A 15,541-nucleotide genomic window follows, 5' to 3' on the forward strand; every position below is an offset into this window, starting at 1 on the left:
TTAATCCTTGCACTATTAGTTATATCGAAGCACATGGAACTGGTACAAAATTAGGTGACCCAATTGAAGTAAATGGACTTAAATCTGCATTTAGTGAACTTCATAAATATTATAAAACTCCATTATTAAAACCATATTGCGGGTTAGGATCTGTTAAAGCTAATATTGGACATTTAGAAGCAGCATCCGGTGTTATTGGAGTTATTAAAGTTTTATTAATGTTAAAATATAAAAAAATACCAGGAAATCCTCATTTAAAAATACCAAATTCTTATTTAAAATTAGATAATACTCCGTTTTATTTAGTTAATAAAACATGTGATTGGCTTCAATTAGATAATAATATTCCGCGTCGCGCTGGAATTAGTAGCTTTGGGGTTGGTGGTTCTAATGTTCATGTTATAATTGAAGAATATGTACAAAATATTAAAATTAACGACATAAAAGAAAATAATATATTGATACCTATAATAATACTTTCAGCAAAAACTAAAGAATCTTTAAAAAAATATGTTATGCTTTTATTAGAATTTATAATAAAAGAAAAAAATAATTTTTCTTTATATGATTTGGCATATACTTTACAGGTTGGGCGTGAGGCAATGAATTATAGATTAGCGATTCACGTAAATTCATGTGAAGATTTAATTAAAAAATTACAAGATTATTTAAATAAAAAAATAACTCATGGAATATATATTAATTATTCTGAGAAGGATAAAAATAAAAATTTAGAAAAAATAAATAAAACTAAAAATATATCAATTCTTATTGATTCTTGGGTTAAAAAAAATAGATATGATAAATTAATATTATCTTGGATTAATGGTTCTGAGTTTAGTTGGGATAAATTATATAATATTTTTAAACCAAAGCGTATTAATTTACCCACTTATCCATTTGATCGTCAAAAATATTGGGTATCAATAAAACAAAAATTAGTAAATCAATATAATAATATTCCAATAATAAATGAAGAAGAAAAAATATATGATAAAAAATCAATTTTCACTTTTGAAGAAATATGGGTTAAATCACCATTAATTTCTTTACCTCTTTTTAGGGTTAAGAAAAAGAATTTACTTTGTTTTTCTTCTAATAAAGATTTTCAAAGTAAAATTATAAAAAGTATTAGTAGTTATACAAATATAATTTTTATTGAACAAAATGATAATATAAAAGATATACAAGGATCTCTTGATCATACAGTTAATTATCAAATTAATAAAAACAATATTAATGATTATATATCTGTTTTAAATAAAATATATGAAAAAGATAAAAAAATAGATTTTGTTTTTTATTTATGGCCATTAGAAGACGAGAATTGTATATATAATATTATGCCAGTAATATATTTTTTACAAGCAGTAAAGAAATCTAAGTTATATTTACATAAACTAATTATATCGGGAATAAGTATTAATAAAAAAAATGAAGAAAATTTATATTATTGTTATTTTAATTCTTGGATTTCTTTTGAGCGTTCATTGTATATAATAATGCCAGAAACACAAATATCTATAGTATTTGCAGAAAAAATAACTAATTTTAATATTCAAAGTTGGATAACTATTCTCTGGAAAGAATTACAGGAACCAAAATTATTTAGCATAATGTATTATGGAAATGATTTAGTACGTTATACATTAAATATAAAATCAATTATTTTAAAAGATTTTAAAAATAGTTATATTAAGCAAGGCGGTACCTATCTTATTACAGGAGGAACAGGAAGACTTGGAATGTTATTTTCTAATTATTTAATAAATAAATATTCTACTAAATTAATATTAAGCGGTCGTTCTAAATTAGATTCTATAATTTATAATAAATTAAAAAAATTTAATGGAAAGGCTATATATATACAGGTTGATGCATCCAATAAATTCAAAATGATATCTGAAATAAATTCAATAATAAATAATATTGGTCCCATTGATGGGGTTCTTCATCTTGCCGGAATTAGCGGATTAACCTCTAATATATTAGAAGCAAATTATAAAAATTTCTATAGTGTGTTAAATTCTAAAATTTCTGGAACAATAGCGTTAAATTATGCTTTATTAAATACGATTTGTAGATTACAAAACAATAAATTAGATTTTGTTTGTTATTTTTCTTCCTCCTCTGCAATTCTTGGTGATTTTGGCTCATGTGATTATGCAATGGGAAATCGTTTTCAAACAGCATATGCAAAATATTTAAATAATAAAAATATTTATAAAAAATATACCAATAAATTGATTGTAATTAATTGGCCATTATGGAACAATAGTAAATTTAAAATTGGCAATCACGAGCAAGCGGACTTTTATCTTAAATCTAGTAAGCAGAAAATTTTATATGAAAATGATGGTTTAAAATTATTCGAACAATTATTAATACAAGATAAAACACAGTATTTAGTATTGGTTGGTAAATTAGAAAAATTAAATCAAATAATAAATAATATCTCACCTAAAATATCTGAAAATAAAAAAATAAATAATATCTCACCTAAAATATCTGAAAATAAAAAAATAAATAATATCTCACCTAAAATATCTGAAAATAAAAAAATAAATAATATTAATATTGAAAAATTTATTGAAAATGATCTAAAAAATCATATTTGCAATATTCTTAATACTAAAAATAATGAAATTTATAAAAATAAAAATTTAGCAGATTATGGTTTTGATTCTATCAGTTTAGCGGAATTTTCTCGTATTTTAAGTAAATTTTATTCGCTTGATATTATGCCTTCAATATTTTTTAGTTATTCAACATTAGAGCGATTAATTATATATTTTATTAAAAATCATAATGATACTATGATTGAATTTTATAGAAATAAATATTCTTTTAAAATAGTAGATAAAAAAAATATATCAACTTTATATACCGATAAAATTAATAAAAATTTTGAAAATATTTCAAAAAAATCTAATTTTATATTAAATAAAAATACAGATATAGATTCAGAAGATTTAATTGCTATTATTGGTATGAGTGGACGTTTTCCAGCTGCGCGTAATATAAATGATTTTTGGAAAATATTAATTAATAATAAGGATGTTATCGAAGAAATACCAAGAAAAATTTTTGATTGGAGATTATATTATGAAAATCCAATAAAATCATCTAATAAAATTAATAGCAAATGGTATGGAGCTATTCCGGGTATAGATGAATTTGATCCATTATTTTTTGAAATATCTCCTTTAGAAGCAGAAAGAATGGATCCACGACAACGTCATTTATTACAGGAATCTTGGTTAGCATTAGAGGATGCTGGTTATGGTCCAAATCAAATAGAAAATCAAAAAATTGGTATGTTTGTTGGTGTAGAGGAGGGTAGTAATTATCAAGATCGTCTTGATCAAGTTAATTTAACTTCAACTCATAATGCTATTTTATCAGCACGTTTGGCATATTTTTTAGATCTTAAGGGGCCTGTAATGGCAATTAATACTGCTTGTTCATCATCTTTAGTTGCTACGCATGTGGCTTGTCAAAGTTTACGTCAATATGAATGTGATACAGCTATTTCAGCTGGAGTTAATTTAATGATATCTCCAGAGGCATATATTGCTATGACAAATGCTGGAATGCTATCTCCTAATGGAAAATGTTATGTTTTTGATGAGCGCGCAAATGGCTTAGTGCCTGGTGAAGCGGTGGTGGCAATAGTATTAAAACGTTTATCTCGAGCACTTTTTGATGGTGACCCAATACATGCTATAATACGAGGCAGTGGCATTAATTATGATGGCAAAACTAATGGCATTACCGCCCCAAATGGCATTTCACAAACTGAATTAATAAAATCTGTGTATAAAAAATCAAATATTAATCCAGAGGATATTAATTATATAGTAACACATGGAACTGGTACAAAATTAGGCGACCCAGTGGAAATTAATGCCTTATATGATGTATTTAAAAACAAAACATGTAATAAAAATTTTTGCGCAATAACTTCAAATAAAAGTAATATTGGGCACACTTTTGCCGCATCTGGTTTAGTAAGTTTAATTAATTTAGTGCAATCAATAAAATATAAAATAATTCCTGCCTCATTACATTGCGAAAAAGAAAATAATTATATTATATGGAAAAATAGTCCTTTTTATATTAATAAATCTAATAAAAAATGGGATGTTGTAAATGAAAAATTAAGAATTGGAGCAGTAAGTGCTTTTGGTATGAGTGGTACTAATGCTCATATTGTATTACAAGAATATATATCCACTAATTTTAAAAATATTAAAAATAATATTTTTATTTCTTCAAATCCATATCATATAGTAGTTCTTTCTGCTAAAACAAAAATTTCTTTAAAAGAAAAAATGAAAAAAATATTATTATTTTTAAAAAAAAATAATACAATTTGTATAGAAAATTTTGTTTATACTTTAATGCAAGGAAGATATCATTTTCAATACCGTTGTGCAATTATAATTTCTAGTATTAAAGAGATTATAAAAATAATAAATGATATACTTTCTAAAGAAAAAATTTTATATACTAATTATTTACAAGGAATAGTAAGTCATAAATTTACTAGTAATAAAATAATATATTCATATATAAATGAATTAACTAAACGTTGTTTATTATCAAAAATACAAAAAAAAGAATATTATGAAAATCTTTTAGCGTTAGGTGATTTATATTGTCAAGGTTATATAATTCCTTGGAATAATTTATATCCGAATAAATTTGAGCGTATTCATTTGCCTGGTTATTTATTTTTAAAAGAACATTATTGGATAGAAAAAAAAAATATTAATTCTTTAAAAGAAAAAAATACAAAATATAAAAAAATAGAATTTAGTATTCAGATTTTAAATTTATCTCGCATTATTCTTGAAAAGAAAATTAATAACTCTATTAATATATTAAAAAATATAATATGGGGTAAATTACCTGAAATAGAAAATTATAAAGACATTAAACTTAAAATAAATGTATATAAAAAAAATAATAAATTAGTATATATTACTAATATAGAGAAACACTGTTGTCAAATAGGAGAAATTGATTTAAATAATACTATTATTATGAAAAATCCAATAGATTTTAATGAATTACAAAAAGATCTAGATAAATTAAAAATTAATTGTAAAAATGTTTCAAAAATATATATTTCTAAACAATTTTTATTTGCTGATATTTTATTAAACAAAAAAAATAACTTATATAATGAATCAATTTTTTTTAGTAAAGCATTAGAATTAATTCATGTTTTTGTTAATTATCATAAAATAATTATAAATAATGATTTATTACCATTTTCTTTAAAATATATTAAGATTTATAAAAAAATTCCATTAAATGTAATTTTATATTTAATTTGTAAAAAAGTAGAAAAAAATAGTTCTTATCAGCAATATGATATTATATTTTATGATAATAAGGGAAATGTATGTTTAAAATTAAAAGATTTAATTTTTAAAAAAATAAATAAATTAATAAATATTGATGAAATTTTTTCTAATTTATGAGAAAATTTATATAAAAACTTTATTTATAAATTATTTTAATAATTATGATAGATATAAAATTACTTCGTAAAAATATTAATACTATTGCCTCTATTTTATCAACTCGTAATTTTTTTTTAGATATAAATGAATTTCATAAAATAGAATTAGAGCGTAAAAAAATTCAGTTATATACTGAAAATTTAAGAAATAAAAGAAAAAAAATATCTCAAAAAATAGGTCAAATTAAAAATACTATAAATAAAGATCTTATTACCTCCATGACAGAGGAAGTTATTAAAATTGGAAATGATTTAAAAGTTTCATCTGAAAAATTAAAAAAAATACAATTAAAACTTAATCAGTTTATATTATCGATACCTAATTTACCGCATAAAACAATTCCAATAGGCCTTAAGGAATCTGATAATCTGGAATTGCGTCAAATTTCTAACCCACCTATTTTTAATTTTTTAGCTAAAGATCATGTTGATTTAGGAATGAAATTAGGTTTAGATTTTGATTCTGCCATTCAAATGACTAGTTCTCGTTTTTCTGTTCTTAAGGGGGGTATTGCTAGTTTACATCGAGCATTAACACAATTTATGTTAAATACTCATATTAGTGATCATGGATATACTGAGTGTTATATTCCATATATTGTTAATGAAAATTCTTTATATGGAACGGGTCAATTGCCAAAATTTGAAGATGATTTATTTATTGTAAAAAGAGGCGGAAATGAAAATAAAGTTGATGAAAAGTTATTATATTTAATTCCAACAGCTGAAGTACCATTATTAAATTTATTTCGTAATCAAATTATTTGTTTTGATACGTTACCCATTAAATTAACCGCATATTCACCATGTTTTCGTTCTGAATCTAGAAGTTACGGGAGTGATACTAGGGGAATAATTCGACAGCATCAATTTGATAAAGTAGAAATAGTACAAATTGTGAATCCCGATGATTCTTATCAAGTATTAGAGGAAATGTTAGGGCATATAGAAAATATTTTAAAAAAATTGGGTTTAGTATATAGAATTATTACACTTTGCACCGGGCAAATAGGATTTAGTTCTGCAAAAACTTATGATATTGAAGTATGGTTTCCAGGTCAAAATATATATCGTGAAATTTCATCAATTTCAAATTGTGAAGATTTTCAAGCGAGACGTTTAAAAAGTCGTTTTAGAAAAAATAGAGAAAAAACACAAGAAATGGTTCATACATTAAATGGGTCAGGATTAGCTGTTGGAAGAACTTTAGCGGCCTTATTAGAAAATTTTCAAAGAAAAGATGGTAATATTGATATACCATCAGTGTTACATCCTTATATGAACGGGGTTACTAGTTTAAAAAAAATAACTAATAAAAATAATATATTTTAAATAATATTTTTATAAATTTTTTAATAAACAAAAATCATTCCATAATTTATATTTTTTATATGGATTATTTAATAAATATGAAATTTCATGAGTAATTAATATTAATATATTTTTAATATGGTACAAATCCCCTGGATAAGCATTTAAAATAGTATTTTTTTTATTTTTTATTTTTATAATTTGTTTATTTTTATTTTCTATTATTTTTTCGAAAATTTTTATATTAATTAATTGTAATTCAATTTCTTTTCCCATAAAGATTAAAATAGAAGGATGGTAATGAGTTATATATTTGTTTAATTCTATAAGATTAAATTTTAATGTAATTTTCTTTCTTATATTAAATGCATGTAAAATATTATTAAATAATTCTTCTTCTTCCTTGATATGAAAATCATGCATTATAAATAAATAACGAGTTATGTTAATTTTATTAATATCTTTACATAAAATTAGAAGAATTTTATTTGTAAATATTTTATATTTTTTTTTATCAAAACAATTATTTGATTTAAATGATATTAAATTTATTATTTTTTTATTATTATTATTAGATAATTTATTACGCTCTATCCATATTGGATTAATACCAATTTCATTAAGTATAGTCATATAAATTATTAATTTTTTACTAATTTTATGTATATTCATAGTTGTAACTCCTTAGAGGATTTAATATTTAATTTTTTATAATAATACGATCAGAAATAGTTGTTGCAATTTTATTTCGAAGATAAAGTGGTTTAACTTTATCTGATGAGATTAATTTATTTTTAATTGCACTATAATAACCTAATTTTGCAATTTGACGCGCAGATGGAATAATTAATTTTTGAATATTATTAGCAGTTAATATGCATTTATTAAACAATATAGAATTATAAAATTTATTTTTATATATTTTTAATCCATTTCCACATAAAATTGGATTTCCTATTGGGGTAATGTATTCAATTGAGGATAAAGTAGGTTTAGTAATGATATTCCATCCTATATCTGAATTTATATAATTATATTGCGCCCAATATACTTCCCCCATATGAGCATCTAATATAGTTAAAACATCTTTTATATTAAAATATTCATAACAAGCTTGCGCCATTGCTTCTAATGTAATAATAGGGGCCACTAATAATTTTGCTCCGAATGACAATCCTTGTGTTATACCGCACGCAATTCGCGTGCCAGTGAAGGACCCTGGGCCAATTCCACATGCAATAAAATTGCATTGTTTTAGTTCAATTTGAGCATGTTTTAATATCATTTGTATCATTGGTAAGATATATTGTGAATGTTTATTTTTATTATAAGATTCATAACTAAATAAATTACACTTATTTAGTAGCGCTACACTTGAAATTTCAGTGGATGTTTCTATAGCAAGAATTGTGAACATTTTGAAATTTAATTTTTAAAATTTATAAAATATAAATATTTATGAACTTTTTAAAGCTCAATAAGAATAATAAAAATAATTTAAAATTAGCTATTTTACAAAAAAAATGGATTATAGCTTGTTTATGTGCAAGATGGTGTGATATTTGTCGTAAATATGAAATGAATTTTTTTAAATTATCACAGCGTTATTTGCAATATTATTTTGTTTGGATTGATATTGAAGATCAATATAATATTATTGGTGATTTTGATATTAATAATTTCCCTACTTTACTTATTCAATACGGTAATAAAGTATTTTTTTTTGGAGAAATAAACCCTAAAATTTCTTTAACAGAATTTATATTTAATAATATATGTAAAAAAAATAAAGAATTAAATTCTAATTTTTTATTAGAAAAAGAAAATAAATTTTGGCAAAAAAATATTGAATTAAGTTTTAGGTTAAATAAAAATTATTTATAAAAAATAAATTAAAACTAATCTATAGATTAGTTTATAATAATATTATAAAAATAATTTAAAATGGAGATGTGGCCGAGTGGCTAAAGGCACTTCCCTGCTAAGGAAGCATACGGGTTTACTTGTATCGTGGGTTCAAATCCCACCATCTCCAATAAAATTTATAAAATATATATTTTTAAATTTAAATATTTTTAATAATGTATTAAATAAATTTATTACGTAATGTTTTTTTTCGTTCATTTTCTTTTAAAAAACGTTTTCTTAAGCGAATATTTTTTGGTGTTATTTCTACAAGTTCATCATCATTAATAAATTCAATTGCATATTCTAGTGTGATTTTAATAGGCGATATAAGATGTATAGCTTCATCACTTCCGGAAGAACGAATATTTGTTAGTTGTTTTTCTTTGATTGGATTTACAAGTAAATCATTATCTCGTGAATGAATACCAATAATCATTCCCTCATAGACTAAATCGTTATGATTAATAAATAAACGACCGCGATCTTGTAATTTCCATAAAGAATATGCAACTGCTTTACCAGAATATTGAGAAATTAATACACCATTTCTGCGTTTTCCTAAATCGTGTTTTGATTTATTATAAAATGGCGCGTATTTTTCAAATACATGACTTATTAATCCAGTACCACGTGTTAATGTTATAAATTCATTTTGAAATCCAATTAATCCTCTAGATGGAATGCGATATTCTAAACGTACTCTTCCTTTTTCATTAATTTCCATATTTTTTAAATTCCCACAACGGTAACTAAGTTTTTGCATAATACTACCTTGATTAATTTCTTCAATATCAACAATAAGATTTTCGTATGGTTCACAGTATTCACCATTTAGTGTTTTAAAAATAACACGGGGACGAGATACCGATAATTCATAACCTTCACGACGCATATTTTCTATTAAAATAGTTAAGTGTAATTCTCCTCTTCCAGATACTTCATAAATTGAATCATCATATTTATTTTGAACTATACGAAGTCCTATATTATTCTTAATTTCGTGATCAAGACGATTTTTAATTTGACGTGTTGTGATAAATTTTCCTTCATTTCCTGCTAAAGGAGAGTCATTGACCATAAAATTTATTGTTAAAGTAGGTTCATCTATATGTAGCATGGGTAAACCATTTGGTTTATTTGGATCGCAAATAGTAGAACCAATATAAATCTCTTCAATTCCATTAATTAGAACAATATCTCCAGATAATGCTTCATTTACTAATATGCGATCTAAACCTTTAAAGATTCGAATTTGATTTACTTTAGCTTTATTTGGTTTATCCTCCGGCCCGTTCATAATAACTACATTTTGTAGAGACTTAATTCGTCCACTTAAAATCCTTCCAATTCCTATTTTTCCTAAATACGAAGAATGCTCTAATGATATTATTTGTAATTTTAGTGGATCATTAGAATTATCTTTGTACACAGGTACATATTTTAATATAGCCTCAAATAATGGAATCATATTACCTTGACGAACTTTTGAATTTTCATTGGCGTAACCATGTAATGCTGAAGTATAAATTATTGGAAAATCTAATTGTTCTTCAGTTGCACAAAGTTTATCAAATAAATCAAAAGTTTCATTAACCGCCCATTCTGGACGGGCACTAGAGCGATCAATTTTATTAATAACAACAATTGGTTTAAAACCTAATTTTAAAGCTTTACGTGTTACAAATCGTGTTTGAGGCATAGGTCCTTCTACTGCATCAATAAGAAGTAAAACATTGTCTACCATTGATAAAATACGCTCAACTTCTCCTCCAAAATCAGAATGACCAGGAGTATCAACAATATTAATGCGCGTACCTTTATATTCAATAGAACAATTTTTAGAAAAAATTGTAATACCTCGTTCTTTTTCAATTTCATTTGAGTCCATTATACGCGTATTAACATTTTGATTTTTACGAAATGTTCCTGATTGACGTAATAGATGATCAATAAGAGTAGTTTTACCATGATCAACATGAGCAATAATTGCTATATTTCTAAAAGATCGTTTTGTTTTTAACATAAAATTTATAAAATTAATATTAATTTAATATACTAAAATTAGTTAATATTTATATAAAATATAATTATTAAAATAATGAAATTAGACGCACTGGAGTTAATAAAAAAAAATTATTTATAAAACCAATTCCAAGGAATTGATAATTTTTTTTATTATAAACACGAACTTTATTATTTAATTTAAAACCTGAATCATTTAATTTAAAATCTTTAGATAAAAGTAAATTTTGTCCATGTAAAAAACGTTTAGATAATAAATTTGATAAATAAATAATTCTAAATGATGATAGTAAAATATCTATTGGAATTAATGATGAAATACGCTCATATTCTGAGTATTTAATAAATGCATCAATATTTAAACATTTATCTAATGTTAATTTATCAATTCCAATTCGACGTAAAGATTTTAAATGCGCGCCACATCCTAACATTTTTCCTATATCTTCACTAAGTACCCGTATATATGTTCCTTTGCTACAATGTATACGCAGAGTTAAATATGGGATAGTGTAATTGATTATTGTAATTTTATATATTTCGATATATCTTAATTTTCTTTTTAAGGTTATACCAGATCGAGCATATTTATATAGGGGTATTCCTTTATATTTTAATGCAGAATACATCGGCGGAATTTGAGAAATTTTTCCATGAAAATTTATTAAAATTTTTTTAATAATTTCTATTGAATTTGGGGTATTTTTATTAAAATCAATAACTGTACCTTCAATATCTCCTGTTTCAGTAGTAATTCCTAAATGCATAATAGCTTCATAATATTTATCGGCTTCAGATAAATAATTAGAAAATTTAGTTGCCTCCCCAAAACATAGAGGCAGTAAACCTGTCGCAAATGGATCTAATGTACCAGTATAACCAACTTTTTTAGCGTTTAATAAATATTTTATTTTCTTTAATGCATTATTACTAGATAAACCAGGTGGTTTATCTAATAATAAAACACCATGAATAATATTTTTATTTTTTCTGATATGAAATTGCATAAAATATTTAATCTATAATTTAATTAAATAATAATATTAAAATTAATTATTAGTATTGTTATTTAAAGCCTTATCAATTAATTTGGATATCATCATAGCATTTTCTATAGAATGATCATAAATAAAATTAAGAATAGGCAAGGTATGAATGTGCAATTTTTTAGAAAGTTTAAATCGAATATAATTATTAGCTTTAGATAAATTATCTAAAATATTTTTAATAGAAATATCTTTATTAAAAGTTGTAAAAAAAATTTTAGCATAAGAATAATCTAAAGTGATTTTTACTTCTGTAATTGTAATAATATTTATGCGAGGATTTTGAATATCAAATGCAATAATTTCTGAGATATCGCGTTGAATTTGATTTTCTATTCGAGCTAATCTTTCTAAAGTAATTTTTTTTTGATGCATTTTATTTTTTAAAAAATTTATTTTAGAATATTTTATTATTTATTAATTTATATATTTTTTGTAATTTCATGAATTTCGAAAATTTCAAGACGATCTCCTATGATAATTTCATTATAATTTTTTAATGAAATACCGCATTCAAAACCAGCTTTTACTTCTTTAACATTATCCTTAAAACGTTTTAATGAATCTAGTTCTCCTGTCCAAATCATACTTTTATTACGTAATATTCGAATTTTTGAATCACGACGTATAAGTCCTTCTAAAATATAGCAACCAGCAATTGTACCAACCTTACTAACTATAATAATTTGACGAATTTCAGCTAATCCTAATAAATTTTCTTTTTTTTCTAAAGGTAATAAATTAGTTATTTCTGATTTAATTTCTTTAATAATATTATAAATAATATTATGATAACGAATATTTATACCATTAATTTGAGCTAATTTTCGAGTAGATGCATCAGCTTGCACATTAAATCCAATGATTATTGCTTTAGAGGTAATTGCTAAATTAATATCTGATTCATTAATATTTCCAACCGCATTATGTATTACTTGTATTTTAATTTTATTAGTTGATAGGTTTTTTAAACTTTCCGTTAAAGCTTCTCGTGATCCATGAACATCTGTTTTAATAATTATTAAGAAATTTCTTAATTCTTTTTCATTAATATTATTAAACATATTTTCTGATTTAGGGGGGTGTTGTTTTTCTAATTTAAAATCACGAAATTTACCTTGACGAAACAAACTAATTTCACGGGCTTTTTTTTCATTTAATATAACTAATAATTCATCTCCTGAAGAAGGTACCTCTGTTAATCCTTGAATTTCAACGGGGATTGATGGACCAGCTTCAAGAATACTTTTACCGTTTTCATCTAACATAGAACGTATTCGACCGTAACTTACCCCAGCTACAACCATATCACTTCGGTGTAATGTACCAGATTGTATTAAAACCGTAGCCACAGGCCCTTTTCCTTTATCCAATCGAGATTCAATTATTACTCCCTTTGCTGGAGTTGAAACTGGGGCTTTTAATTCTAAAAGTTCAGCTTGTAATAAAATATTTTCTAGTAATGTATTAATACCCGTACCTTTTTTTGCGGAAATAGATATAAAGGGAGATGCGCCACCATATTCCTCTGGAATTACTTGCTCAGAGATTAATTCTTGTTTTATACGATCTAAATTAATATCTAATTTATCAATTTTATTAATAGCCACTATTAATGGCACCCCACTAATTTTAGCATGCGCAATTGCCTCACGTGTTTGAGGCATTACTCCATCATCTGCAGCGACTACTAAAACTACTATATCAGTAACTTTAGCTCCTCTAGCTCGCATTGCAGTAAACGCTTCATGCCCCGGGGTATCTAAAAAAGTAATTGAGCCATGATTTGTTGTAACATTGTAAGCTCCAATATGTTGAGTAATCCCTCCTGCTTCATTAAATACTACATTAGTTTTTCGAATATAATCTAATAAAGAAGTTTTTCCATGGTCAACATGCCCCATAATAGTAACAATAGGTGCTCTAACTAATGATTCAGAGGTAATATTATTGTATTCAGTTAATAAAAAAGATTCAGGATCATTTAATTTAGAAGCATGTGCAATATGTCCCATTTCTTCAACTAAAATCATTGCAGTTTCTTGATCTAAAATTTGATTAATAGTAACCATTTGTCCTAATTTCATTAGGTTTTTAATTATTACTGATGATTTTACCGACATTTTATGCGCTAATTCTGATACTATTATAGTTTCAGGAATATAGATATTTTTAATTATAGAATCAGTTGGAATTTGAAAATTTGTTTTATGTTCTTTATTATTTTTATAATTTTTTGATTTTATACGATTATTACCACGATTATTGGTATTAATATATGTTTTTGTATTACTTCTACGTTTTTTATAAGAATTATCTTTCCATTTAGATGATTTTTTTTCTAATTGAGTTAAATTTTTATTAAATATATTTAATTTTTTTATATCTTTTTTTTCATTTGATGATTTATTATATTTATTTAGCATACTTTATTTTTAAACTATATAAAATTTTATTTATAATATTTATTTAATAATATGTAATTTTTTAAATTTTTGTAATTTTAGTAATTTTTATAAAAATATTAATTAATAATATATTCTTTTATATAATTGTTGAGTTGATTTTTTGTTAGTAGTAATATTAATTTTCCATCCGGTTAAATTTGATGCCAAGCGTACATTTTGACCATTACGACCAATGGCAATTGCTAAATTTTCTTCATTAACTATTACATCCATAATGTGTTTGTTTTCATTTGCTATCATTGATAGTACATTGGCTGGAGATAATGCACTAATAACAAATTTTTTTGGATCCTTTGACCAAAGTATAATGTCAATACGCTCTCCTCCAAGTTCTCCAATAACAGCTTGTACACGAGATCCGCGTATTCCAACGCATGCTCCGATTGGATCTATATGTTTATTTAGAGAATATACAGCTATTTTTGAGCGAATACCTGGATCACGCGCGGCTGATTTAATTTCTAAAGAACCTTGTTCTATTTCAGGAACTTCTAATCTAAATAAATTTATAATAAACTCCGGTGAAATACGAGATAAAATTATATAAGGTTTTTTATATATTTTATTATTATTATAATTACATTCAATTTGTTGAATATAAGCACGTAAACGATCTCCAATTCGAAAATTTTCTTTTGGAATCATTTTATTTCTTGGTAAACGAGCTTCAATTTTTCCTAATTCAACAATAGCATCTCCATTACGCTCTATACGTTTAACTGTTCCAACAATCAAAGAATTATTTTGCTTAAGAAAATCAGATAAAATTTTTTTACGTTCCGCTTCTCGAATACATTGCAATACTAGCTGCTTAGTATCTTGCGCAAAACGACGTCCAATATCAACTGATTCTATTGGTTCTTCAATATAATCATCAATTTCTATATTTGGAATTCTTTCTAAAGCTTCAAAATGTAGTACCTCTTGATCTGGTAATTTAAGACCAGCATCATTTGGAACAACATGCCAACGACGAAAAGATTCAGAAAATCCTTTTTCTCGATCAATTGATACGCGAATATCAACTTCGCCTTTATAACGCTTTTTTGTTGCTTGAGCAAGCGCATGCTCTAGAGATCTAAAAATTACTTCTTCATCGATATTTTTTTCACGTGCTAAAGCATTTATTAAGGATAAAATTTCACGACTCATATTGACCCCCGAAATTTACTTATAAAAATATATAAATATATTTTATCCAGATTAATTTAATAATCTTTAATAGAATAATCTATTATTATATTTTTTTTAAA

8 protein-coding genes, 1 tRNA gene and 2 pseudogenes (1 of these 11 running past the window's edge) are annotated in these 15,541 nt (G+C 24.2%); 4 read left to right on the forward strand and 7 right to left on the reverse strand.

The annotated features are described in order from the left end of the window. On the forward strand, window positions 1-5,492 hold the final stretch of the coding sequence (locus JIC14_RS01040) for a non-ribosomal peptide synthetase (protein WP_201329606.1). It extends 23,395 nt beyond the left edge of the window; 5,492 of the gene's 28,887 nt are visible here — the last part of the coding sequence; its start codon lies off the left edge, out of view; its stop codon occupies window positions 5,490-5,492. A 44-nt stretch (window positions 5,493-5,536) separates the two neighbouring features. After that, window positions 5,537-6,865 (forward strand): serine--tRNA ligase, encoded by a 1,329-nt coding sequence (gene serS, locus JIC14_RS01045; protein WP_201329607.1) that lies wholly within the window; start codon window positions 5,537-5,539, stop codon window positions 6,863-6,865. Window positions 6,866-6,874: 9 nt separating this feature from the next. On the opposite strand, the gene JIC14_RS01050 is transcribed toward serS, so the two are convergent. After that, window positions 6,875-7,516, reverse strand: a complete 642-nt coding sequence (locus JIC14_RS01050) for a hypothetical protein (RefSeq protein WP_201329608.1) — start codon at window positions 7,514-7,516, stop codon at window positions 6,875-6,877. Between the two features lie 28 nt (window positions 7,517-7,544). Beyond that, window positions 7,545-8,261: a tRNA (adenosine(37)-N6)-threonylcarbamoyltransferase complex dimerization subunit type 1 TsaB gene (tsaB, locus tag JIC14_RS01055; RefSeq protein ID WP_201329609.1), complete on the reverse strand. Its 717-nt coding sequence runs from the start codon at window positions 8,259-8,261 to the stop codon at window positions 7,545-7,547. Window positions 8,262-8,302: 41 nt separating this feature from the next. On the opposite strand from tsaB, the gene JIC14_RS01060 reads away from it, so the two are divergent. Further along, window positions 8,303-8,728: a thioredoxin family protein gene (locus tag JIC14_RS01060; RefSeq protein WP_201329610.1), complete on the forward strand. Its 426-nt coding sequence runs from the start codon at window positions 8,303-8,305 to the stop codon at window positions 8,726-8,728. Between the two features lie 62 nt (window positions 8,729-8,790). Beyond that, window positions 8,791-8,879 (forward strand) — tRNA-Ser (locus tag JIC14_RS01065). A gap of 51 nt (window positions 8,880-8,930) precedes the next feature. On the opposite strand, the gene typA is transcribed toward JIC14_RS01065, so the two are convergent. From typA to nusA, 5 genes and pseudogenes are all read right to left on the reverse strand, one after another. After that, window positions 8,931-10,775: a translational GTPase TypA gene (gene typA / locus JIC14_RS01070; RefSeq protein WP_201329611.1), complete on the reverse strand. Its 1,845-nt coding sequence runs from the start codon at window positions 10,773-10,775 to the stop codon at window positions 8,931-8,933. Between the two features lie 67 nt (window positions 10,776-10,842). Next, on the reverse strand, window positions 10,843-11,781 hold the full coding sequence (gene truB, locus JIC14_RS01075; protein ID WP_201329612.1) for a tRNA pseudouridine(55) synthase TruB: 939 nt from the start codon (window positions 11,779-11,781) through the stop codon (window positions 10,843-10,845). Between the two features lie 42 nt (window positions 11,782-11,823). Then, entirely contained in the window at window positions 11,824-12,195 is a 372-nt protein-coding gene (gene rbfA / locus JIC14_RS01080) for a 30S ribosome-binding factor RbfA (RefSeq protein WP_201329613.1), read from the reverse strand. Between the two features lie 47 nt (window positions 12,196-12,242). Continuing rightward, window positions 12,243-14,231, reverse strand: a pseudogene (infB, locus tag JIC14_RS01085) (translation initiation factor IF-2); the annotation flags it as partial. A gap of 141 nt (window positions 14,232-14,372) precedes the next feature. Further along, window positions 14,373-15,440: pseudogene (gene nusA / locus JIC14_RS01090) on the reverse strand (transcription termination factor NusA); the annotation flags it as partial. Between the last annotated feature and the right edge of the window lie 101 nt (window positions 15,441-15,541).

It is taken from the genome of Candidatus Profftella armatura (Diaphorina cf. continua) (assembly GCF_016593155.1).
GTDB lineage: Bacteria > Pseudomonadota > Gammaproteobacteria > Burkholderiales > Burkholderiaceae > Profftella > Profftella armatura_A.